This is a genomic window from Segatella asaccharophila (assembly GCF_054687055.1).
Map to the genome: position 1 here is coordinate 113,003 of NZ_BAACAN010000007.1, position 23,966 is coordinate 136,968.

Here is a 23,966-nt window from a genome sequence, read left to right on the forward strand (position 1 = left end):
AATAATCTAAACAGATTATGAATATAAATACGAGGAGGCATAAATGATGAGTCTTTTTCACAGGAACAAGCAAGAGATGCTGGACCTTGAACCCGTCAGGCACTTCGATCTGAAACGGTATCTGGGGCTTTGGCATGAAGTGGCACGTATGGATCATCGTTTTGAACGTGGTCTGACAGATGTAACTGCAGAATATGTATTGAAAGACGATGGAACGATACAAGTAGAGAACTCAGGATGGAATATCCGGAAGGGGCGTAGAAGTACAATAACTGGTCATGCGAAAACTACTTCTATCTCCGGTTTGCTACGTGTCTCGTTCTTCTGGAAATTCTATTCAGATTACAGAATATTAATGTTGGATACAGATTACCAGTGGGCATTAGTAGGTGCCGGAAATTCCAGTTATCTATGGATCTTGTCGAGAAATAAGAGTTTGCCGAAAGAGATCTGTGATAATCTACTTGTAGAGGCTCGGCGAAGAGGTTATGATACAAGTAAATTGGAATTTCCTGTTGCAAATAATGTATGAATCGAATGTTATATCAGCCGGATGGGTACCCTTAAGGGGGAATATTTTATAACTCTTTTGGTGGCCGAACAGTTACGAGTATTCTTTAGAAGAATCCCTGGTCGCGGTCCTTGTTGTCTATCTTCTTCCGTAGTTCTTTCTGCTTGCCTGAGAAGATGTTGTAGCTTATATGCAGTCCTATGGTATGAGCCTGTTCTGTTACCTTGCTCATGCTATGATAATCAAGTACTTCGTTACTAAGAATGTCGGAAGTATACTTCGCTGCTGTAAAGGGGAAGAGCATATAAAGACCTATATGCAACTGTTTATGCTGATAATAGAGATAGATATTTTGTGTATTCTCTTCAGAGTCAATATTAGTGCCCCTCAGGATTTTACTGGGTATCCTCTGGTAATATTCTGCTCCCCAGTTGCCTTTCCGGAAATCCACAGTCCAGTCCAAAGGAAGATAATGATAATGATGGGTTCCGATGATTTCACTTTTCTCCTTCTGCCATAAATAACCGGTTTCCAGGGAAAAGACAAGAAGGTCACTTTTGAAAGGCCTGATTTGGAAAGTACCTTTGAAGCCATAGTCGAGCATATAGTCACAGTTCTCCGGTCGGGAGACAATCACACGGTCTCCATTTAGCTCCTGCCACTGGTAATAGTTACTGATCGCATCATCGGTTTTACTTAGGCCGAAATTGACATCCATATTAATATAAGGTGTGTTGAGTGAATAAGATAGTTTCATGTTCTTATTCAGTGCGCTCTTCAGATAAGGATTACCATGGCGGTACAATCCTGGAATCGTCACTGTGCTGTTATTGCTTAGGTCTGCAATTGACGGAATATCGGTATTGATATTCCCTTCCAAGCGTAATATTCCGTTTTTCATCGGGTAGCTGAACTCTGCCGTTGGGGTAAAATACCATTTGTTATAATGTGTGTCGTCATTGCTGGAATGAACATACGTGCCACCCATGCTGAGACGATATCCCATTTTGAGGATGCTGCCGTTCAACTGTGCATAAGCATAATGTTTATCGTCGGTAGCATGGTATTGATATTCCTGATAATCGGAGAGGACATTACTGATCTTAAAGTCGGATTTCGCCAGTGTTGCTTTATAACCGAGTGAGAGTTTGGCCTTTTTCCACTCCTTGCTGTAGGCTAGTTCGCCGATAAGAGAATGCTTGTTGTTGTGTTGTCGCATATTATCATCAAGAACTTGTTCCTGCTCTTCGTACTGTTGGTTATTGTTGCTCTCCCGATTGTGGAACCATGTGCCCACAATATCAGTAGTCAACTCCTGTCCATGACTCAGTTTCTTGTCAAAATAGAGATCTATTGAAGGACTGAAACTGTTCTGATGTCGCTTCTGTTCATTCCATCCGCTTTTCCATTTCAGATTGTTTTCAGCCGAAATGTTATTATGGCTGTTATTGAACCAAGAGAAGATGGAAGGTGTGAACTTTGCCTGAAAGTTCAGACTGTCGTCACGGCTATAGAGATATTTCAGATTGAAGTCTTGTGTGGTATAGCCAAAATCATATTTTCCTTTATAGTTATAGTTAGTCTTATTGCCATTATCCATAAAACTGTAGTAATGCTGTGTATCGCAGTTGGGGACATTGCGCCAGGAAAAGTTGTAGTCGAAGGAGAACTGACTATTGCCATGGTTATACTTGGCAAAGATGGCAGAGTTGTTGAAACCATCCTTGAATCCCTGCATAACATCAACTCCGGCAGCATAACCGTCATCTGCTTTCCGCGTATGGATATTAATGAGTGTTCCGGCATCAGCATATCGAGCCGGTGGTACCGTATAGTATTCCACATTCTTGATTTCCTTGGGCTTGAGCATTTTCAGGTCATTATCACTGGCTTCAATGCCGTTGATAAGAATCTTGAGTGACTTTCCTGAGAGGGTGGCAAGGGTGTTGCGCATACGGTCGATACGAAGTCCCGGCAGAGTGGCAATAAGTTGCTGGGCCTGATTGGAATTTTTGAGTTGTTCCTCGGAGAAGGTATAGACGGAGCGGTCTACCATCTCTACTTTGTGGTGGCCTTTTACGGTGACACCTTTGATGCGGTAAGCGTCAGGTATCATCGAGATATTTCCCACACGGGCAGATGCAAAATGGCGGTAAAGGGTGCGATAACCGATATAGGAAATTTTTAGCAACACATTGGTCTGATTGCATGGGATGACGAAATCACCGGTTTCTGTAGTCACGCCCCCATTAATGAAACTTGAATCTTTTGGCTGTAGGATGGAAACATTGACAAATTCCATAGTTTGTCCATGCTCATCAAGTATTTTTCCTGTTATTTTACGGTCTTCTTTCTGCAAGTATTCTACAAAGATCATATCAGGTAATGGCTGGCCTTTGATATCCGTTCCGCCCTTGGTTATTTTCATGCCAATAGGATAAAAGCCGATCATCTGTCGAATGGCAGTTGGAATGCTCTTATTGCGGATATCTGTCGTCACCTTGAAGTCTTCCAGATCATTGTAGACGAAGTTGATGATATAGTCTTTTGAAACCTTACTTATCGACTGGAGGGCATCCGATATAGACACATTATTATATTTATGGGTGATACTTTGGGCGATGGAAGAAATGCCGGTAAAGTAACACAGAAGGAGTATCAATAGTTTTTTCATGTTTACTTTACTGTTAGGGTATTATTAGATAAGGTGATGTGGAACTCTTCAAAATTATTGAGTTGTTCCACTACCTGGGGGAGCGTATTATTCTGATTCCAGTTGAAGAAAAGTCTTATCTTTGTGGCTTTTCCGTCTGTGAAAGAAACTTTTACATGATAGTAAACAGCTATTTGCTGAAGAATATTCTCCAGAGACACATTGACAAATCGTTTTTCTCCAGCAGTATCTGACTTTCTTTTTACAGAGTCAGTCTTCATTACTACTGTCTTTACACTGTCTTTTATCTTGTGATTTATGATTCCGTTATGAGTTAGTGATGTCTGTGTTCGTTGATGGTGTTTTACAATAGATACTGCAGCTATGGCTATACAAGAGATAAGTATAAGGCCGATGAAAATTGCTGCGATCTTTCTCAATAACAAAAAATGAGGGGTTGAGGAATAATATTTGCTTTCAAAATTCTTTTGTGCTCGGTTGACATCTTTGTCGGAAAGAGGTTTGTCGTGGATGGCATTGTCTGTCTCTGATATCAATTGATAATATTCCCGGCAATCCTTGTCTTTCAGGATTTCTCTCCATTGGTCATTCGAATACTGTTCCGGATGCTCCATCATCTGTATAAGTTGTTCAATCTTTTCCATTGTCGTTCATTATTAACGCTTCACTAATTCTTTAATGGTATCCAAAGACTTCTTTAGGTGTTTGTAGACAGCTACCTCGCTGATGCCTTCCCGAAAGGCTATCTCGTGATAAGTAAGATGCTCCTGATAATGTTCAAGGAGAATCCTGCGATTGTCATCGGATAGTTTTTCATCAATGACCAGCCTTATCTGATGAATTCTTTCTTCCTTTTCTTCTGCTTCATATTCATCCAGTTTATCATCCAGTAAATAAAGATGAAGGATACGTTGTTGAATGTTTTGATTCCTGATAATATTTAGGCACCTGTTGCGGACGCTCGTCATCAGGAAGGCTAAGGCCGTATCGCTTTCTGGTACGATATCCTTATTCATCAACTCTAAGAATACATCGCTGACAACATCCTCGCTCTCCTTATCATCATGAAGAAGGATTCTTGCCAGATGTATCATTGGTCGATAGCATCGTCGAAACAACTGTTCTATGATCTCTTTTTGTGCCATTTTACTTTCTTATACACATGAAAATGGAAATTCCTAACTTTTAGGAGCAACTTTTTTGGATTCTTAAGAAAAATCAAGCGGATAAGATAATCAAGAAACCAGAAGACGGTTGGAATTTTATAACTTTTTGGCAACTAGATTAAATCTGATCAATTCCCAATTTCAGACTTTGGGCTTGGTCGTTGACAATAGTTATTGCAAAGATAGCGGAATAGTTGTAAATATCTAAAAAACGAGAGAAGAAATCTTTGTACAAATAGAGAAAATGATGTTTTGGGTAAGTTCTAATGGCTTGAATTTGAAAAGTAAAATTGCAGCATGCTGCAGAAATTCTTTATGTAGTAAGTATGAAGATCAGAAGAGATAGGCAATAGGTCAGTAGAAAATTTTAGAAGTCGATTTATATCGTATGATTTATCTTCTTCGAAGAAAGGGAATACTGATTTTTCTTCTTTACATTTATCGTGTCGATTATTTTTAGTATATTTGTCTCTTAATATGATATTGCTATGGGCACAACGGTTAACCTGAACAATAAAATTGTTATTTATCAAAGTGCAGATGGCAAGACCCAACTTGATGTCAAGTTGGAAGGGGAAACTGTGTGGCTGTCTCAACAGCAAATGGCAACGTTGTTTGAGAAAGACAGAACAGTGATTGGCCGCCATATCAGAAACATTTTCAAGGAAGGTGAATTAGATGAATTCTTGGTATGTGCAAATTTTGCACATACCGAAGAATATGGACGTAGAGAAGGATTTACTCAAAAGATCACAACTAAGTTGTTCAATCTTGATGTTATTATTTCTGTCGGCTATCGTGTTAATAGCAAGCGAGGCACTCAATTTCGCCAATGGGCAAACAATGTCTTGAAGCAATACCTCATCAAGGGCTATGCTGTGAATGATAAAATCCGTAAGCATCAGATTGGAGAACTTCGTCAACTTGTGCAGGTTCTTGGTCGTACTATCCAGCAGCAACCTGTGCCTGTTACCGATGAGAGTAATGCTCTCTTTGATGTGGTAGTAGATTATACATACGCCCTCGACACCCTTGACGATTATGACTATCAACGATTGAATATTGCCAAGATAACCAAGGAAGAACCTTTTCATGCTACCTATGAGAATGCTATGCGTGAGATAGACCTTTTAAGGGAGAAATTTGGTGGATCCGTATTGTTTGGCAATGAGAAAGATGAGTCATTCAAGAGTTCTATAGGACAGATCTACCAGACCTTTGACGGTAAGATCTTTATCCAAGTGTAGAGGAGAAGGCTGCGATGCTTCTTTATCTCGTAACAAAGAATCATTCATTCAGCGATGGAAACAGGCGCATTGCTGCCACATTATTTCTCTGGTATATGAATAACAATGGTATTCTTTACTGTAATGATGGCAGGAAACGCATAGCTGATAATACCCTTGTCGCCCTTACGCTGATGATCGCTGAGAGTAGGACGGAGGAGAAAGATGTGATGGTAAAAGTTGTGGTAAACCTGATTAATAAGAGTAATTAGAGAATGTTTCTTTATTCTGTGAATCCTAATTAGTATTAGAGAAATGAACAACGACTGAACAATCTTCGAAGCAAGTTGATGCATGTAGTATCAATTATCCGGCAAGACTTTGGTGATACAGATTTTGAGGCTGTATATCCGGTTTGTTGGTACCCATAAGGAATATGATGAGATTGATGCTTCAATGATTTAAATTAAGGAGGATTGGACAAAGGCAGAGATTGCCAAACAGCAATATGAGTTAGCACCTCATCATTTTGTTCACATACCAGTAACCAATCAGGTTCAATATGAAACTCCCAATACTCACTGTATCTCCCTTTCAATTTGAGGGGCTTGTATTTTTCCGTGAGGCTTCCTACATTGCCTAATGTTTCGGCCACAGTATGGAAAGCCTCTATGTTGAAGCCACGCTTTATGCATTTTTTAAAGGATTATTTGAATAAACCTGAGTATCTGATTGAATATTTTATTCCGTCAAGTTTTTCATCAATGTGTTGATGTCGTTGGTTTCAAACAGTTCGTCCTCATGAGCAGCCCTGATGGCTTCGTTAAGGTGAGTGATGCGTTTCTTGAGATAATAAGAGAAATGTAATAAAAGAACAGACTTCCTTTATTGTATTATACTGAAACAGGAAATTAATTTCCTGTTTCAGTATTGTGGTAAGGCATTTAATTTTATACCTTTGCAAAACACAAAAATTATTTAAACATGAAGAAGGAAGTTTTATTTGTTTTACTTGACGAATATGCCGATTATGAACCGGCTTATATTTCAGGAAGTATTAATTGTGGTAGATTTGGCTTAAAAGAAAAGCCTTTATATATAAATAAGGTGGTGGCTCCGACAATGGATCTGGTGCGTTCTGTAGGAGGCTTTTATACAAAACCGGACTATACTTTTGATACAATGCCTGCTGATTATGCCGCATTGATTCTTATCGGAGGATTCGGTTGGAAATCGGAAGAAGCTAAGAAGCTTGTGCCTATTATCAAACAAGCCATTTCGAAAGGGATCATAGTTGGAGCTATTTGTAATGCAGCTTCTTTCCTTGCACAAAATGGTTTCCTGAATCATATTAAGCATACAGGTAATGGATTGGATGAACTGAAGCGATGGGGAGGAGACAATTATACCAATGAAGCGGGGTATCAGAATCAACAGGCGGTAAGTGATCATGGAATAGTAACAGCTAATGGTACAGCTTCTCTGGAATTTGCGGTAGAGTTGATGCGTTTATTGAAGATCGATACTCCAGAAAATATTTCGGCTTATTTCCAGTTTATGAAACTTGGCTTTTGTGAATTTATGAAGCAATTAAAATAGGCATCCGTGTAAGAATATACAGAGTAAACTTCTAATAAAAGATATTCGGTATGGAGACATTTCTCTTTATACGAAACAATTATTCAGTGGACTCTATGTGCTTCTGGCGTGGCTGGGTAATCCTGTATGAAGTGATAGATAGTTAAAGGATTCTCGTATCAACTGTTAAATTATTCTGAAATAAAGGATTTCTGCATATTTTAATTTTGAAATACAGAATCAAATATTTATATTTGCAGCAGAAATGAGAATTATATCCCATAAGAAACTAAAGCTTTTCTATGAACAGCCTAAATATGAAGATTCCAGGGTACCCCTCGAACGTTGGTACGAAATAGCCTGTAAGCGTGAATGGCATAGCCTCGCTGATATGCGGCAGGACTTTGGTGATACGGATATGGTGGGTAACCAACATTATGTATTCAATATTCATGGGAACAAGTACCGGTTAGTGGTTGTAGTACAGTTTACCATTTCGAGGCTGTATATCCGGTTTGTTGGTACCCATAAGGAATATGATGAGATTGATGCTTCAATGATTTAAATGAAGGAGGACAGAACGATGTCAGAGATTACCAAACAGCAATATGAGTTTGCGGAGCAGCGCATAGAAGAACTTCTTCCCTATGTAAACGATTCCACACCACTGGATGATCCTAAGTGCGTGGAACTGACGTTGATGAGTGATGTAGTGGAAGAATATGAGAAGATCCATTTCCCTATCGGTAAGCCTACACCGGCTGAATTGATAGCATGCGGACTTTCAGAGAAGAAAATGACACAGAAAGAACTGGCTGAAAAATTGAAAGTCAGTCCAAGCAGGGTGAATGATTTCGTGAAAGGGAAGAGCGAACCTAGTTTGTCTCTGGCGGGTAAGATCTGTAAGATTCTCGGTATCATGCCTGATGCCATGCTCACTTGCTGACACGAAAATTGAATAACTGAAAAAGGGATATAACGATAAGTTATACCCCTTTTTCTAGTTTATTTGTCAAAGTCTATTTCACTTCCTCAAAGTCAGCATCCTGGATGTTGTCATCAGAACCTTTGCCACCATTGTTGTTATTTGTGGTGTTATTGTTCTGTGATCCCTGGTTGTTGTCTTGAGCACCGGCTCCAGCACCCGGACCAGCCTGTTGCTGAGCACCGCCTGCATTCTGGTACATCTGCTGACTCATCGTCTGCATCACGGTATTCAGGTTAGCCATAGCCTTGTCAATGCCGGCTACATCCTGTGCCTTGTGCGCATCTTTCAACTGTTGTAAAGCCTGTTCAACCTGTGACTTCTTGTCAGCAGGAACCTTGTCGCCATTATCCTTCAGGAAGTTTTCAGTCGTGAAGATCAGAGAGTCAGCCTGATTGAGTTTGTCAACTTTCTCACGTTGTTCCTTATCCTGATTTTCATTCTGCTTTGCTTCAGCTTTCATCTTGTCGATTTCTTCCTTGCTCAGTCCGCTTGAAGCCTCGATACGAATACTCTGTTCCTTACCTGTAGCCTTATCCTTGGCACTGACATTCAGGATACCATTCGCATCAATATCGAAAGTAACTTCAATCTGAGGAACACCCCGACGTGCTGGTGGAATACCGGTGAGGTTGAACTGGCCGATAGATTTGTTGTCTGCAGCCATAGGACGTTCTCCCTGAAGTACGTGAATGGTCACCTCCGTCTGGTTATCAGCTGCGGTAGAGAACACCTCACTCTTCTTGCAAGGAATCGTAGAGTTGGCATCGATCAGTTTGGTCATTACACCACCCATTGTCTCGATACCCAGTGTCAACGGAGTTACATCCAGAAGGACAATATCTCCTACACCTTGTTCCTTGTTCAGGATAGCGCCCTGGATAGCTGCACCTACTGCTACTACCTCGTCAGGGTTAACGCCCTTGGAAGGCTCCTTGCCGAAGAAGTTCTTGACCAATGTCTGGACAGCCGGAATACGACTGGAACCTCCTACGAGGATCACCTGGTTAATGTCAGAAACCTGCAGTTTCGCGTCACGGACAGCATTCTGGCAAGGAATCAGGCATTTCTGGATCAACTCATGTGCAAGTTGTTCAAACTGTGCACGGGACAAAGTCTTTACCAGATGCTTTGGTACACCGCCTACTGCGGTGATATAAGGCAGGTTGATCTCAGTGGTCATTGAAGAACTCAGTTCGATCTTTGCCTTTTCAGCAGCTTCCTTCAGGCGTTGCATAGCCATGGGGTCCTTGCTCAGATCTATTCCTTCATCAGCCTGGAAACCTTTTACCAGCCAGTCGATGATGACCTGGTCGAAATCGTCACCTCCCAGATGGGTGTCACCATTTGTGGAGAGAACTTCAAATACACCACCACCGAATTCCAGGATGGAAATATCGAAGGTGCCACCACCGAGGTCGAAGACGGCAATCTTCATCTCTTTGTTGGCCTTGTCGACACCGTATGCCAGAGCTGCAGCGGTAGGCTCGTTGACGATACGACGGACTTTCAAGCCTGCGATTTCTCCGGCTTCCTTTGTAGCCTGACGCTGTGTGTCAGAGAAATAAGCCGGAACAGTGATGACTGCATCCGTCACTTCCTGACCCAGATAGTCTTCTGCCGTCTTCTTCATCTTCTGAAGGACCATTGCAGAAATCTCCTGCGGTGTATATTTGCGCCCCTCGATTTCTACACGAGGATAGCCATTCTCATTCACTACGGTATAAGGTACACGGGCAATCTCCTTAGCACACTGGTCATAGGTCTCACCCATGAAACGCTTGATAGAATAAACGGTGTTCTTCGGATTCGTGATAGCCTGGCGTTTGGCAGGGTCACCGATCTTACGCTCGCCGTCTTTGACAAAACCTATTACGGAAGGTGTCGTCCGTTTACCTTCGCTGTTAGCAATAACTACCGGCTCATTGCCTTCGAATACGGCAACGCAACTGTTAGTTGTTCCTAAGTCTATTCCAATAATCTTTCCCATAATTATTTAGTTGTTATTTGTTATTTTCTTGTTTTATGTGGACATTGCTGTCCGCTTTATCCATTACAAACGATGTGCCAAGATGATCATCAGAACTACATCTTGACAAATTGGCAGAGAATAAGGGCTTGTCAGCCCTCTTTACCGGAGATTGGTACCATGACGTCAGTCTGGATGAGGAAGAAACTGTGAGGGCAGATTCAAATTGTTTGCTGTCGGGACTAGGGGTGGAAACAGAAAGACCAAGGGCCTGGATTTGGGTTCACAGGTCCTTGGTCAGATCCTATTTTTAATTGGCTGGTTTTGTCTCCCTCTGGGGCAAGACTGGTGACCAGCTGAACTATTCTTCTTCCTTCTTGTCTGTAATGGCTTTCTTGATCAGCCCTTCAAGTTCGTCACAGAGTTCGGGATTGTCCTGTAACAGTTTCTTCGTGGCATCACGGCCTTGTGCCAACTTGGCGCCGTTATAGCTGTACCAGCTGCCACTCTTCTGGATGATGCCGTATTCCACCCCTAAGTCCACGATCTCTCCAACTTTAGAAATGCCATGACCGAAGGTGATCTCAAATTCAGCCTTCCGGAAGGGAGGGGCTACCTTGTTCTTGACAACTTTTACACGGACCTGATTGCCGATGACCTGATCACCATCCTTGATGGAACTTATGCGGCGGATGTCCAGACGGACAGATGCGTAGAACTTCAAGGCGTTGCCACCGGTAGTGGTCTCGGGATTCCCGAACATTACACCAATCTTCTCACGTAATTGGTTGATAAAGATACAACAGGTATTGGTTTTGGAGATCGTCCCTGTGAGTTTCCGGAGTGCCTGACTCATCAGACGGGCCTGGAGGCCGACCTTGTTGTCTCCCATTTCGCCTTCAATTTCTGCCTTTGGCGTGAGAGCGGCTACAGAGTCTACGACCAGGATGTCTATTGCAGAAGAACTGATCAGTTGATCCGCAATCTGGAGGGCTTGCTCACCGTTATCAGGCTGTGAGATGTAGAGATTGTCGACATCCACGCCGAGATTAGCTGCATAGAAGCGGTCAAAGGCATGCTCTGCATCGATAAAGGCTGCGATGCCGCCAAGTTTCTGGGCTTCGGCTATGGCATGGATGGCCAGTGTGGTCTTGCCGGAACTCTCCGGACCGTAGATTTCGATAACGCGGCCACGGGGATAACCTCCTACTCCCAGGGCTACATCCAGTCCGATGCTGCCGGTAGGGATGACGTCCACATCCTGTATTCTCTCATCACCCATACGCATGATAGACCCCTTGCCGAAGTCCTTCTCTATTTTTGACATCGCCGACTGGAGAGCCTTGAGTTTTCCATCCTTCATTGCCTGGAGTTTTGCCGTCTGGGCCGCTGTTTGCTTGTCGGTCTGGGCTGTATCCTTCGTGTCGTTCTTATCTGTATTTTCAGCGTTTTGTTGTGCCATAATTAATCGTATATAATTGTAAGAAATATCTGTCGGTGAGATCTGCCATTGACCGGATGAAGAAAGTGCCTGCCTGCGGCCGGCTTTTCCGGAGGATCAGGAAAGCTAAACCTCCAGGTCTTTATCCTTGATTTCATGCCAGGGCAGACCTTGCCGGTTGAGTTGTTCCATGAACGGGTCCGGGTCGAAATCCTCGACATTCCAGACCCCCGGTTTTTTCCAGAGCCCTTTGAGGAACATCATGGCGCCGATCATGGCCGGAACTCCGGTGGTGTAGCTGACTCCTTGCATGCCTGTTTCTTGATAGGCTTCCTGGTGCTTGCAGTTGTTATAGATATAATAGGTATGTTCCTTTCCGTTTCTCAGCCCGCGGATGCGGCATCCGATGCTCGTCTCTCCTGTATAATGGGCTCCCAGATCCTGTGGATTAGGGAGAACAGCCTTCAGAAATTGGAGGGGGACGATCATCTGGCCATTGTAATTGATCGGTTTGATGCTTGCCATGCCGATGTCCTGGATCACACGGAGGTGAGTGAGATATTCCTGGCCGAAGGTCATCCAGAAGCGGGCACGCTTGATGGTCGGATAGTTCTTGACCAGACTCTCAAGTTCTTCGTGGTGCATCAGATAACTTTCACGTGGCCCGATATTCGGGTAGGTGAGGGGCTTGTGGATCTCCAGCGGCTTGGTCTCTATCCATTTGCCGTTCTCATAGTAGAGGCCTTTTTGTGTGATCTCCCGGATGTTGATCTCCGGGTTGAAGTTGGTCGCAAAGGCTTTGTGATGGTTTCCGGCATTACAGTCGACAATATCCAGGTATTGAATCTCGTCGAAGATATGTTTTGCGGCGTAGGCGGTGTAGACACCTGAAACACCCGGGTCGAAACCACAACCCAGTATTGCGGTCAGGCCTGCTTTCTGGAACCGGTCTTTATAAGCCCATTGCCAGCTGTATTCGAAGTGGGCTTTGTCTTTAGGTTCATAATTGGCGGTATCCAGATAGTTGCATCCACATGCCAGACAGGCATCCATGATCGTCAGGTCTTCATAAGGGAGGACAAGATTGATGACCAGGTCAGGTTGATAACTCTTGAAGAGTTTTTCCAGAGCCTCTACATCGTCAGCATCTACCTGTGCTGTCTTGATATTCGGATTGCCGATGGCCTGGACCAGTTGGTCGCATTTCTCCTTGTGGCGTGAAGCGATCATAAAGTCCGTGAACACATCGGGATTCTTGTTAATTTTGAAGGCGCAGACAGTGGCTACGCCACCGGCACCCAGCAATAGAACTCTACTCATAGTCTATTATAAATTAATGAATTGCAATCAGTGAATGATTGGTTTGATGAATAAACAGATCTTGATGAAGCCTTGCTGAAAGGCTGTCACAGACCTTATCTTATTTCTTGTTACGGTTTTTCCTTAGTTATTGAAAACTTGAGTGGTCCAGTTCATCAGCATGAATGCCGAGGGCATTCATCAGTGAATAGCCCAGGATCTCCTGCCTGAAGTTCCCGCCTGGCATGGGCTGCATGGCAAAGACGGTGATGCGCTTGGAATCGTCATTTACATAGTCCAGGGACTGGCGTACCCTTGCGTATTGCTGGCCTTCTTCTGCATTTGGAATGATCATGATTCGCCTTACGCCTTTCTGGGAGATCACTTCATTGACGATATCCAGGAAAAGATCGTCTTTGGTGACAGTTTCTTCCGTAGGGATGGAACTCATAATAAACTCGCCCAGTTTGGGATCCTGGAAAGCCTGTGCATTCAGTTCGCTCTCATAGACAGAGGGCTTGAAATTCTCCAGCTTCGGATGATTGTGCTCATGGACGAGGACTACCTGCGTTTCATGGCTTCCCTCACGCAGTCCTCCGTCAAGGGCAATGTCTACCGCCCATTGGCTGATGTCAGCCTGTGGTATTTTCCGGTTGATCATTCTCTCGAAGTTGACGATAAGATTAAAGGCTACCTTATCCATGTAATCTGCGTCGGCAATGATGACATTCTCGGTCCATCTGATGTTGCTTTGATTCAAGTCGTTCATGTAGACAAAGGTACAACAATTTTAATAATTTCCAAAATACTTTAGAAATTTATTATGAGGTTAGTGCCTGCGTTCAGAAGTCATCCGGATCTGTCGGTTTGTGATTCCCTGTAAGGGGGGCTATATCCATCTGGCCGGATAGGATGGCGGGACGGAAAAGCGGGACGGATAAATCTCAAAACTTTAAGCTGAAAAATCAAATCCTGAGGTTCATTACAGCGGGAAGTGAGTATCTTTGCAACATAAACCAATATACTAAAAATAAGATAATATGACGAAGAGCATTTTGGAAGGCAGACCGGCCTTGAAAAAAGAAGTTGACAAGGTTGCGGAAGTTGCCGGGTATCTCTGGCAGAATGGTTGGGCTGAACGTAATGGGGGCAATATCACGGTCAATATTACGGATCTGGTAGATGATGCTATCAGGAAGATGCCTGCCATTGATGAAGTGAAAGCCATAGGGGAGACCCTTCCTCACTTGAAGGGATGTTACTTTTTCTGTAAGGGAACAGGTAAGCGTATGCGTGACCTCGCCCGGTGGCCGATGGAGAATGGGAGTGTCATCCGTATCCTTGACGACTGTGCCCATTATGAAATCATTGCTGATCAACCGGTATTGCCGACCAGTGAACTTCCCAGTCATCTCGCCGTCCATAACCGGCTGGTGGGACAATGTTCCAGGGACAAGGCAACCATTCATACACACCCTATTGAACTGGTGGCTATGAGCCATCACAGACCGTTCTTGAAAAAGGATGTCCTGACCCATCTGTTGTGGAGCATGATCCCTGAGACAAAGGCTTTCTGCCCGCTGGGACTTGGTGTCGTACCTTATCAGTTGCCTGGAAGCGTGAATCTGGCCCAGGGTACGATGAAGGAACTGGAAGACTATGATGTCGTACTGTGGGAAAAGCATGGTGTCTTTGCCAAGGGCATAGATGTACTGGATGCCTTTGATCAGATAGATGTCCTGTCGAAGAGTGCGAAGATCTATCTGGATTGCAAGAGCATGGGCTTTGAACCTGAGGGCATGACAGATGCTCAGATGAAGGAAATGAGCAAGGCTTTCCATTTACCTAAGTAATAGAGAAATCTTTAAGATAGATATTTTACATATAGTTGATAGAAGAACCCGGATGTAACTTTGATAGTATTCGGGTTTTATCGTTCATCAAAAACTCCCGGGTATGACGTTTGTCGTGCCCGGGAGTTAAGGTTATAAATACTTGTTTTTACTTTAGTAATTGAGGCACGAAACAGGAAATGACCAGTACGATAATGCCGAGTACCAGGACGGTGATCGTCTTTCTGGAACACCCTTTCCATTCCTTCAGGATAATCCCCCAGACATTGGAGAATACTACGTTGAGGGACATCAGAATGCAGAAGGCCAGTGTCATCAATGTAGGAGAAGAGGTCAGGAATCCTTTTCCCAGTGAGAGGCCGAAGAACTGACTGTACCAGAGGGCACCTGCCAGGGCACAGAAAAGGATATTGTTCCCCCATACATTTCCCTTCTTATAGTCACCCCAGGTATGATTCTTCTGATTCTGGTAGAAACAGTAGAGAGCATTGGTAACGAAACCTCCTAACGTAACGAGAAATGTTGCCGGTAGTGTCTTGAACATCGGATTGGTCAGATCACCGAAGTTGATGTCCTTTCCGAATTCAAGTCCCACGTTGAAACATCCGCTCATGAAACCGGAGAGGAGTGCTATGGCAATTCCCTTAGGGAAGTTGAAGTCCTTGACGGTTTCTTGATTCTCTCTCTTGAGAAGACTGTTGGCTTTCATCTTGCCGGCAATACCGATGATAGCGATGCCGACCAGCGTGACGATAACGCCGAAAATAACGGCGAAGGTCAGTGAACTCAGTGCATTGAGTTCGGGGAAGAAGAGATTAAGCAGTACCGGTCCCATGATTGTCCCCAGTCCTGCACATGTTCCCAGAGCGATGGACTGTCCCAGGGCTACTCCTAAATAGCGCATGGAAAGACCGAAGGTTAAACCTCCGACACCCCAGAGCGCTCCGAAGAGTATCGTCATCCATAGATGGAAGGAATCGGCACTTGCAAAGAGGCCAAAGAGTGACTCTCCTTCAGGTATAGCCAGCAACGCTCCTAAGAAGGGGAGGATAAGCCATGCAAATACACCCTGCACGAGCCAGTAGCTTTCCCAACTCCAGTTCTTGATCTTGTTGATGGGAACATAGCAGCTCGACTGGCAGAATGCCCCGGCTGCTATGATCAGTAATCCAAAGAGAATTTCCATCAGCTGCGCTTTGACAGTACGTCAGATTCGTATTTCTCTACATCCGGGATATACTCTTCAGCTACGGGTTTGTTGTTCTTGTAGTTGAAGTAATCATAAACCGCTCCTAATGGAAGGGTCTTCTCTTCTTCAAGAAGAGCCAGACGCTCAAACCATTTACCGTCATCCTCATATTTGCGCAGTGTGGGCAGTGGCTCCAGAAGTGCCTGCAGAAGTGATTTCTGCGTAGCCCGCGCACCGATGATATAGGCGCCGATACGGTTGATGGAGGCATCAAAGTAGTCCAGGCCAATGTGGGTGCGCTTGAGGGCGTCGGCACGTACGACCTCTGCAAACAGGTCGCGGGTCTTGTCATCGAAGATGGTTACATGGTCGGAGTCCCAGTGCATGGGACGGCTGACATGCAGCATCAGTTCCGGAACAAACAGCAGCAGGGCGGAGATGGCGTCAGAGACATTCTCCGTTGGCTCGTAATGACCGGTATCCAGGGTGTAGATCACATTGTTCTTGGAACAGTATCCGGCATAGAAATCGTGTGAACCTACAGTGTAGGCTTCCAGTCCGATACCGAAAAGTTTGGCTTCCAGACAGGTCTTCATATCCGGAAGTTTCTCGGAGAGGATGTCATCTAGGGAGTCTTTCAGAATCTGGCGGTAACGGGAGCGTTCCACGGTATAGTCCTTGGACCCGTCATGGATCCAGATATTCATGATGCAGGGATCGCCCTGATATTTGCCCATAGCGTTGGCTATGCGGCGGCAACGCTTGGTATGCTCGATCCAGAAATCGCGGATCTCCTTATCCGGATTGGCCAGAGAGAGATAGCCGCTCTTCGGATGGGAGAAAGAGGTGGAGTTGAAATCGAGTTTCATATTGTGCTCTTTGGCCCATTGCATCCATCCTGTGAAATGCTTTGGCTCGCACTGGTCACGGTCTACGAATTTGCTGCCGAATTCACCGTAGGTTTCATGAAGGTTCAGGCGGAAAGTTCCGCCAAGAAGGGAAACGACCTTTTCAATGTCCTGACGTACTTCTGCTACGTTGCGGGCACGGCCGGGGTAGTTACCCGTGGTCTGGATGCCGCCGGAGAGGGCTTCATTGCGCTCAAAACCGATGACATCATCAGCCTGCCAGCAGTGCAGGGAGATAGGAGTTTTCTGCAATACCTCAATAGCCTTGTCAGTATCTACACCTAATGAGGCGTAGCGTTCTTTTGCAATCTGGTAATTTTTCTCAATAGTTTCTGATTTCATAATTGTTTGGTTTAATTTTTTAGTTATTAATATTGTTTTTTCACCTTTTTCCTCCGGCTGATGCCTGTCAAATATACCGTTTCTGCGGCTTGTCAGGGAGCGTTTAAGGAAGGAGATCTTCTGACGATCCTTATTTGCAAATATCCAGATATTGCCGATAGGCATCATCCCATTGTGCCTTGTCTTGCGGCTCATAGCGTCTGAGATCGATGCTGTCAGCGATGATCTTTCGCATCTCATGGATGTCTCTGACATCGCCTGAGGCCTTGGCCTGAAGCATGATGTTACCGATGGCTGTGCCTTCCTGCGGACCGGCCAGTACGGGTATGCCGCAGGAATTGGCCGTAAACTGGTCCAGCATGACATTCAGGGAGCCTCCTCCGATGATGTGAAGGGTGTTGATAGGGAATGGAGCAAACTCTTTCAGCCAGTTGAATACCTGACGGTAGCGCAGTGCCAGACTGTCGAAGATGCAGCGGCAGATCTGAGCAGGACTTTGGGGAACGGGCTCCTGATGTTCTGAACAGTAGTTCTGGATGGCGACCTCCATGGAGGCAGGGTTTGCGAATACCGGATCATCTGGATTGATAAGACTTCTGAAACCTGTCTCCCGCGCAGCGTCAGCCTGGAGTTTCTGATGCCCCAGGCTCTTGAGCTCCGGCCATTCTGACCGACAGCGCTCGTAAAGCCACATTCCACAGATGTTTTTCAGAAAGCGGGTAGTCCCCTCTATTCCTCCTTCATTCGTGAAGTTAAGTTGGAAACTCTTCTTGTTGATGATGGCCCCCCGGTTTTCTATTCCCATCAGGCTCCAGGTTCCGGAACTCAGATAGGCGAATTTCTCATCTGTGGCGGGGACTGCAGCCACTGCGCTGGCGGTATCATGGCCGGCAACGGCGATCACCGGGACGGCCCCCAGTCCCGTCAGCCCCTGGATTTCCTTGGTCAGAGGTCCGATGACGGTAGCCGGAGGGGTCATCTTGCCAAATTGATCCCGTCGCAGTCCTATACTCTGAAGGAGTTTGTCATCCAGGTCTCCACTCTTCGGGTTAAGGAGCTGGGAGGTGGACGATACCGTATATTCACAGATGGCTTTGCCTGTCAGCATATAACTCAGCGCATCCGGGATGAAAAGGACCTTGCTGGCATGTCTCATGGCCGAATTCCCCGACTCTTTCATCTGATAGAGTTGGAAAAGTGAATTGAAATTCATGAATTGTATTCCGGTTCTTTCATACACCTCCTCTTTTGAGACGGCCTTCCTGAAATAGTCATCCATAATCTCCATGGTACATGGGTCACGGTAGGACATCGGGTTCCGCATCAGGGCACCGTCCTGGCCCACGAAGACGAAATCACATCCCCATGTGTCGATACCGATACTCCCGACCGGGATCTGGCGGTCGTGTGCAAGTTTCAGTCCTTGTATGATCTCGTCATACAAGGCATAAATATCCCAGTAGAAATGACCGCCTGTTTCTATGATATGATTGTCGAAGCGAGTCAACTCTTCCAGTTTCATCTTTCCCTGATGCAGGGTTCCAATAATGGTTCTGCCACTCGTCGCACCTAAGTCTACGGCAAAGAAGCACTTTCTTTTTTCTGTCATCGGTTTATAGTTGTGGTTAAGTATTGTTTAGTTTGATTTTACAAAGATACTCTGAATGGAGAGGATACAACTCCATTATTTGATTTTAAAGCATAAAAATTTGAGAAAAGTGAGTATTTGTATGAGGAAAAAGGTAGGTACGGCATCTGTTTTCTCTTCAGATCCATACCGTCAGGAAAGGCCAGCGGTCAAGGCCGGTGTTTCCTGGTGCTTGTTTCTGTATAGTCGTCCGTAGGGGAATGCTCTTACGGCAGGCCTTACCTGGTCCGGTGTCTGAACTCACTGGGCTTGCATCCGGTCTTGATCTTGAATTTAGAAGAAAAGTAGTCAGGAGTTTCGAAACGGAGGCGATAGGCTATTTCCTTGATACTGAAATCGGTCGTCGACAATAGTTCTTTTGCCCTTTGCAGGCGGAGCTCCTGCTGGTAAGTGGCCGGAGCAATGCCGGTGAATTCCTTGAAGAGTTTTCTGAAATTCGAATAGCTGACTCCCATAAGATTGGCGATCTCCTGGATGGAGAGGTCCTCTTCCAGTGATTCCCGGATCATCTTGCGGGCATGGTTGATCATGTCGACATATTCCTGGTTCCGGTTGAGGATGATGTTCCTTTCCAGGGAATACATCATGCCGATGAGATGATTGACGATGCCTGCCAGCATTTGCTGGGAGTAGGCTGCTTCCTTTAAGGCCGTCTGGTAAGCCTCTTCATAGAGGCGGATGATGTCACTGCTGTATCCTACATGGTAGATGGGTTTTGCGGGGGAAAGGAAACCGGCCTTGATCCGGTCGTCCATATTCTTGCCCTTGAACCCGATCCAGTAACTCTTCCAGCCTTTGCTTGCTGAAGGATGATAGGAATGCCATTCGCCGGGAAAGAGAAGGAATATATCTCCTGCCTTGATCTTCACGGGTTTGATATGCTCGCTTTGGAATTCGCCTTCTCCTTCAGGTTCATAGAGAATCTGGTATTCATTGAGTACCCGTCCCTTTTCTACATTGAAGTAATACCCGTCAGCATGGCCATGGGTGGGATATTCTTCTCCCGGAAGAATAATCTCTTGACCCACAGTACTGATCGTAAGTCCCCAGAGGGCATCCCTGGAATTAGCTACAAGGTATTTACTGGTTTGCATGGCATTTCTTCTATTTCCTGACAAAAATACTAAAAATTAATGAATGAGCCAAATACTGTGAATATTTAATCTGCTTTGTAAGAGAAAGTGCTTTCTTGCTTTCGAATAACGTCGGAAATGGCATCTGTTTCTGAAAAGTTGTGTATCTTTGCATTAAGAATGGCAAAGGGCACTTTTCATCGTGATGGAAGGGGAAAGCTGCTTCGAGAGGAATTTTAATCGTTTAGTTCGTATGTCTACATTATCTGTCGTTATCGTGGTCGTGTTCTGTGTAGGTTATCTTTTCATAGCCTTGGAGAGCGTGACGAAAGTGAATAAGTCGGCTGTAGCATTGTTGATGTTTGCTGCCTGCTGGACGTTGTATATGGTCAATCCGGGGATTTATAATCCCGGTGTTCCGGCAGCTGATATTCCTGCCGTGGTTAACCAGACGATAGAGCGGCATCTGGGGAGCACTTCTACGACACTCTTCTTCCTCATGGGGGCCATGACGATTGTGGAAATCGTGGACCAGAACGGTGGGTTTGACTGGGTGCGGAAGGTGATGAAGACAAAGAGCAAGCGGTCGTTGTTGTGGAAAATCACCTTTATGACTTTCTTTCTTTCTGCCATACTGGATAATATGACCACCAGCATCGTAATGATCATGATCCTTCGTAAGCTCACCTCTAACCGGAAGGACCGTCTGATCTATGACTCTATGGTTATCCTGGCGGCAAATTCGGGCGGGGCTTTTTCTCCTATCGGTGACGTGACGACGATCATGCTATGGAACAAGAACCTGATCACTCCTGCAGGAGTCCTCTCGGAGGTCTTCATCCCGTCGGTCATTTCGGTGGTCATCCCTGCCCTGATCCTCCAGACCCAGCTCACGGGGAACCTGGAAACTCCTGAGGACATTCCGATTTCTGAGGAACCTGAATATCAGGTGCTGGATTTCTCCGGGCGGCAGCGCAAGACCATCTTCTTCCTTGGGGTCGGCGGTTTGATTTTCGTTCCTGTATTCAAGACCTTGACGAATCTTCCTCCATTTGTGGGCATCCTTCTTGTGCTGAGCATCCTCTGGATCGTCACTGAACTGTTCTATCGCCGTCTCCATCGCCTGACAGGCAGGAAGTCTTTCGTCAGGAGGGTGGCCAGTCTGTTGTCTCATATTGACCTTTCTACCATCCTCTTCTTCCTGGGGGTGCTGATGGCAGTGGCCTGCCTGGAAGAGATCGGTGCCCTGAAAATACTGGGACAGGGCCTGAACGTTACTTTTAACGGCAATCATTATATGGTAACCGGTATTATCGGACTGATCTCCAGTGTCATTGATAATGTGCCCCTGGTTGCCGGTTGTATGGGGATGTACCCTGTACAGGCAATAGGAGATATGGCGGTAAACGGGGTCTTCTGGCAACTGCTGGCCTATTGTGCAGGGGTCGGCGGCTCTATCCTGATCATCGGAAGCGCCGCGGGGGTCGTGGTCATGGGACTGGAGAAGATTACTTTCGGCTGGTATATGAAGCATGTGAGTTGGATAGCTCTGGTGGGTTATGTCGCGGGAATCTTTTCTTACTGGCTGATCCGGAATTATATGGTTGTCTTGCATTAACGGAATATTCTTGGGAGGTAAATAATGGATATAGTATTACTTATAATCGGCCTTTTAGCTGGCGCTGTCGCCGGCTATCTCCTGGCCGGCCGTTCTCAGGCTGCGCTGAAGGTTGAGGTCGGAAAAGCGCATACGCAGTTGGAGATCCTTCAGGGGCAGAGAACGGAGGATGCGGAGAATACCCGCAGCCAGCGGGAAGAGTTGAAGTCCATGTACGAGAAGCAACTGCAGGACCAGGGGGCATCGTTCCAGAAACAACTCGCAGACCTGAAGGGGCAGCAGGAGAGACAGTTCGCTGAGCAGTTGAAATCTGCAAAACAGGAGATGGATATTGCGGCCCGGGCCGTGCTGGAAGAAAATTCCAGGGCGTTGAAAGAGGCGAATGTGGAGCATGTCGGACATATTACGGCTCCGTTGCAGACGGCTATCTCGGATATGCGTAAAGCCTTGAATGACAGTTCTATAAAAACTGCTGCAGGCCAGGCGGGGCTCCGTGAGATGATCGACCAGATGAGGAAAAGTAATCAGGTCATAGGGGATAAGGCGGACTCCCTGGTGAATGTGCTGCGCCGTGACAATAAGGTGACGGGCAACTGGGGGGAGGTGATCCTCGGGGATCTCCTGGACAGCCAGGGACTGGTCGAGGGGAAGGAATATGACGTGCAGGCTCATCTCCGTGATGCTGATGGAAAACCGATACGGAATGACCAGACGGGCGCTCAGATGATCCCTGACGTTATCCTTCACTACCCTCAGGGGGAAGATGTGATCATCGACTCAAAGGTCTCCTTGGTCGCTTTCGAGAAATATGTCAATGCCACTGCTCCTGAAGAGAAGGACCGCTATCTGAAAGAACATCTGGTCAGTGTCCGCAGCCATGTCAGGGAACTGGCTCAGAAGGATTATAGCAAATATGTGAAGAGCCCGCGGGAAGCCGTTGATTTCGTCATCATGTTCATGCCTGTGGAAGCCTCGTTGCAGTTGGCCCTGGTCAATGATCCTCACCTTTGGGATGAGGCTTTCCAGAAGAAGGTGTTTCTTACCAGTGAGCAGAATCTCACGGCTATCCTCCACATGATTCGTGTTGCCTGGGTCCAGAACACACAGGCAGAGAACCAGCAGAAGGTGTTTGGCCTGGCTGAGGCGCTCCTGGACCGGCTCGGGGATTTCTGCCAGCGCTATGACAAACTCGGTGATCTGCTTAAGAAGTCACAGGCTGCGTATGATTCTGCGGATAATAAATTGATCTCCGGACAGCAGAGTGTCGCAAAGAAAGCTAAAGAACTGGTTGATTTGGGGGCGAAGGAAAATGCCAACAGACCTATACCGGAACCAAAGGATAGTCTGGGGGGCCATCTGCTGGAGAGGTGAGACGGGGCGGCAACGGACCCTTATCGGAATCTTATGAAAAAAGGCGCACTCGCTGATGGGAGTGCGCCTTCTTCATGGCCTTCTTTAACGTTTCCTTCATGACTTCTCTTTATAGAGGATATTCGTCGAAGGCATAGAGGACCGTCGACAGGTAACGCTCTCCTGTATCAGGGAGCAGGGTGACAATGGTCTTGTTGCCATTCCCCGGCCGCCTGGCTATCTCAGTAGCAGCAAAGGCTGCCGCACCGGAAGAGATTCCTACCAGCAGTCCTTCTTGCTGTGCCAGTTGGCGTCCGGCAAGGATGGCGGCATCATTATCTACGTCGATGACTTCGTCAATGAGGGCGGCATCGTAAGTCTTCGGAATGAATCCGGCTCCGATACCCTGGATCTTGTGGGGACCGCTCTTGCCGCCATTGAGTACCGGTGAGGTGGAGGGTTCGACGGCGATGATCTTTATCTCCGGGTTCTTCTCTTTCAGAGCCTTTGCCACACCGGAGATTGTACCGCCGGTGCCGACGCCGGCTACGAAGATGTCTACTTTTCCATCGGTGTCTGCCCATATCTCCTGTCCTGTAGTCTCATAGTGGGCCTTCGGATTGGCGGGGTTGTCAAATTGCCCCAAAATGACGGCGCCGGGAATGGAATCCCTGAGTGTGTTGGCTGCCTGGATGGCTCCTGTCATCCCATCACGGCCACTGGTCAACTTCACCTGGGCTCCGTATGCTTTTACGAGGTTCCTGCGTTCGATGCTCATGGTCTCCGGCATGGTCAGTATCAGCTTATAACCTTTTACGGCTGCCATCAAAGCGAGACCTACACCCGTATTCCCACTGGTCGGCTCAATGATTGTCGCGCCTGGCTTGAGCGTACCCTTCTTTTCTGCGTCTTGAATCATCGCAAGGGCGATACGGTCCTTGATGCTTCCTCCTGGGTTGAAGGATTCAACTTTTGCAATGACCGGTTTCTTCAGACCTCTGAAGGCAGAATATTTGGCTAACTCTACCAAGGGGGTATGGCCGATCAATTCCGTAATATTTTTTGCAATCTTTGTCATTATGATCTCCTTTTTATGAATGTTTTATTTTGTTCAGGATGCCGGAACATCTATAGGC

At 45.9% G+C, this 23,966-nt stretch carries 20 protein-coding genes and 1 pseudogene; 8 read left to right on the forward strand and 13 right to left on the reverse strand.

Annotation, left to right across the window (positions count from 1 at the left end; genetic code table 11):
- Nucleotides 1-43: 43 nt before the first annotated feature.
- Complete coding sequence (locus ACYRYG_RS06145; RefSeq protein WP_293427647.1) at nucleotides 44-532, forward strand: lipocalin family protein; 489 nt, start codon at nucleotides 44-46, stop codon at nucleotides 530-532.
- Between the two features lie 85 nt (nucleotides 533-617).
- On the opposite strand, the gene ACYRYG_RS06150 is transcribed toward ACYRYG_RS06145, so the two are convergent.
- Genes ACYRYG_RS06150 through ACYRYG_RS06160 form a run of 3 tightly spaced genes read right to left on the reverse strand, consistent with a single transcriptional unit; the run spans nucleotide 618 to nucleotide 4,330 of the window.
- The gene (locus ACYRYG_RS06150; RefSeq protein WP_293443025.1) at nucleotides 618-3,185 is read right to left on the reverse strand and encodes a TonB-dependent receptor; all 2,568 of its coding nucleotides are present in this window, start codon (nucleotides 3,183-3,185) and stop codon (nucleotides 618-620) included.
- A gap of 2 nt (nucleotides 3,186-3,187) precedes the next feature.
- Entirely contained in the window at nucleotides 3,188-3,829 is a 642-nt protein-coding gene (locus ACYRYG_RS06155) for a DUF4974 domain-containing protein (protein WP_293433421.1), read from the reverse strand.
- Between the two features lie 12 nt (nucleotides 3,830-3,841).
- Nucleotides 3,842-4,330, reverse strand: a complete 489-nt coding sequence (locus ACYRYG_RS06160) for a sigma-70 family RNA polymerase sigma factor (RefSeq protein ID WP_460197831.1) — start codon at nucleotides 4,328-4,330, stop codon at nucleotides 3,842-3,844.
- A gap of 509 nt (nucleotides 4,331-4,839) precedes the next feature.
- Between ACYRYG_RS06160 and rhuM the strand changes: the two are divergent.
- A pseudogene (gene rhuM, locus ACYRYG_RS06165) lies at nucleotides 4,840-5,849 on the forward strand (RhuM family protein).
- Between the two features lie 194 nt (nucleotides 5,850-6,043).
- Here rhuM and ACYRYG_RS06170 read toward each other — a convergent pair.
- Nucleotides 6,044-6,268, reverse strand: coding sequence for a type II toxin-antitoxin system mRNA interferase toxin, RelE/StbE family (locus ACYRYG_RS06170; protein WP_460197842.1), 225 nt, complete (start codon nucleotides 6,266-6,268; stop codon nucleotides 6,044-6,046).
- A 293-nt stretch (nucleotides 6,269-6,561) separates the two neighbouring features.
- Here ACYRYG_RS06170 and ACYRYG_RS06175 point away from each other — a divergent pair, with 293 nt between their 5' ends.
- From ACYRYG_RS06175 to ACYRYG_RS06185, 3 genes are all read left to right on the forward strand, one after another.
- Nucleotides 6,562-7,176 carry a type 1 glutamine amidotransferase family protein gene (locus ACYRYG_RS06175; RefSeq protein WP_293443010.1) on the forward strand — a complete coding sequence of 205 codons (615 nt, stop codon included), beginning with the start codon at nucleotides 6,562-6,564 and terminating at the stop codon, nucleotides 7,174-7,176.
- 244 nt (nucleotides 7,177-7,420) lie between these two features.
- Entirely contained in the window at nucleotides 7,421-7,720 is a 300-nt protein-coding gene (locus tag ACYRYG_RS06180; RefSeq protein ID WP_293428888.1) for a type II toxin-antitoxin system HigB family toxin, read from the forward strand.
- A gap of 18 nt (nucleotides 7,721-7,738) precedes the next feature.
- Nucleotides 7,739-8,101 carry a helix-turn-helix domain-containing protein gene (locus ACYRYG_RS06185; protein WP_293428904.1) on the forward strand — a complete coding sequence of 121 codons (363 nt, stop codon included), beginning with the start codon at nucleotides 7,739-7,741 and terminating at the stop codon, nucleotides 8,099-8,101.
- Nucleotides 8,102-8,174: 73 nt separating this feature from the next.
- Here ACYRYG_RS06185 and dnaK read toward each other — a convergent pair whose 3' ends face one another.
- The 4 genes from dnaK to ACYRYG_RS06205 form a co-directional block, all read right to left on the reverse strand.
- Entirely contained in the window at nucleotides 8,175-10,130 is a 1,956-nt protein-coding gene (gene dnaK / locus ACYRYG_RS06190; RefSeq protein ID WP_293427683.1) for a molecular chaperone DnaK, read from the reverse strand.
- A gap of 340 nt (nucleotides 10,131-10,470) precedes the next feature.
- Entirely contained in the window at nucleotides 10,471-11,472 is a 1,002-nt protein-coding gene (recA, locus tag ACYRYG_RS06195) for a recombinase RecA (protein ID WP_460197843.1), read from the reverse strand.
- A gap of 204 nt (nucleotides 11,473-11,676) precedes the next feature.
- Nucleotides 11,677-12,870 carry a saccharopine dehydrogenase family protein gene (locus ACYRYG_RS06200; protein ID WP_293416186.1) on the reverse strand — a complete coding sequence of 398 codons (1,194 nt, stop codon included), beginning with the start codon at nucleotides 12,868-12,870 and terminating at the stop codon, nucleotides 11,677-11,679.
- Nucleotides 12,871-12,997: 127 nt separating this feature from the next.
- Nucleotides 12,998-13,618, reverse strand: coding sequence for a DUF6621 family protein (locus ACYRYG_RS06205; RefSeq protein WP_293416184.1), 621 nt, complete (start codon nucleotides 13,616-13,618; stop codon nucleotides 12,998-13,000).
- 271 nt (nucleotides 13,619-13,889) lie between these two features.
- Here ACYRYG_RS06205 and rhaD point away from each other — a divergent pair, with 271 nt between their 5' ends.
- Nucleotides 13,890-14,702 carry a rhamnulose-1-phosphate aldolase gene (gene rhaD, locus ACYRYG_RS06210; RefSeq protein ID WP_460197832.1) on the forward strand — a complete coding sequence of 271 codons (813 nt, stop codon included), beginning with the start codon at nucleotides 13,890-13,892 and terminating at the stop codon, nucleotides 14,700-14,702.
- Nucleotides 14,703-14,850: 148 nt separating this feature from the next.
- On the opposite strand, the gene ACYRYG_RS06215 is transcribed toward rhaD, so the two are convergent.
- The 4 genes from ACYRYG_RS06215 to ACYRYG_RS06230 all read right to left on the reverse strand — a co-directional run bounded on the left by ACYRYG_RS06215 (nucleotide 14,851) and on the right by ACYRYG_RS06230 (nucleotide 19,883).
- Complete coding sequence (locus ACYRYG_RS06215; RefSeq protein WP_293416180.1) at nucleotides 14,851-15,888, reverse strand: L-rhamnose/proton symporter RhaT; 1,038 nt, start codon at nucleotides 15,886-15,888, stop codon at nucleotides 14,851-14,853.
- Nucleotides 15,888-17,141: an L-rhamnose isomerase gene (locus ACYRYG_RS06220; RefSeq protein ID WP_293416178.1), complete on the reverse strand. Its 1,254-nt coding sequence runs from the start codon at nucleotides 17,139-17,141 to the stop codon at nucleotides 15,888-15,890. The genes ACYRYG_RS06215 and ACYRYG_RS06220 overlap by 1 nt, the downstream gene beginning before the upstream one ends.
- 130 nt (nucleotides 17,142-17,271) lie before the next feature.
- Nucleotides 17,272-18,750: a rhamnulokinase gene (locus ACYRYG_RS06225; RefSeq protein WP_293416176.1), complete on the reverse strand. Its 1,479-nt coding sequence runs from the start codon at nucleotides 18,748-18,750 to the stop codon at nucleotides 17,272-17,274.
- A 257-nt stretch (nucleotides 18,751-19,007) separates the two neighbouring features.
- The gene (locus ACYRYG_RS06230) at nucleotides 19,008-19,883 is read right to left on the reverse strand and encodes an AraC family transcriptional regulator (protein WP_293416174.1); all 876 of its coding nucleotides are present in this window, start codon (nucleotides 19,881-19,883) and stop codon (nucleotides 19,008-19,010) included.
- 232 nt (nucleotides 19,884-20,115) lie between these two features.
- Here ACYRYG_RS06230 and nhaD point away from each other — a divergent pair, with 232 nt between their 5' ends.
- Both nhaD and ACYRYG_RS06240 read left to right on the forward strand, forming a co-directional pair.
- On the forward strand, nucleotides 20,116-21,480 hold the full coding sequence (gene nhaD, locus ACYRYG_RS06235) for a sodium:proton antiporter NhaD (RefSeq protein WP_293416172.1): 1,365 nt from the start codon (nucleotides 20,116-20,118) through the stop codon (nucleotides 21,478-21,480).
- 24 nt (nucleotides 21,481-21,504) lie between these two features.
- Nucleotides 21,505-22,851 (forward strand): DNA recombination protein RmuC, encoded by a 1,347-nt coding sequence (locus ACYRYG_RS06240; protein ID WP_293416170.1) that lies wholly within the window; start codon nucleotides 21,505-21,507, stop codon nucleotides 22,849-22,851.
- A gap of 109 nt (nucleotides 22,852-22,960) precedes the next feature.
- On the opposite strand, the gene cysK is transcribed toward ACYRYG_RS06240, so the two are convergent.
- Entirely contained in the window at nucleotides 22,961-23,908 is a 948-nt protein-coding gene (gene cysK, locus ACYRYG_RS06245; RefSeq protein WP_293416168.1) for a cysteine synthase A, read from the reverse strand.
- Nucleotides 23,909-23,966: the final 58 nt, after the last annotated feature.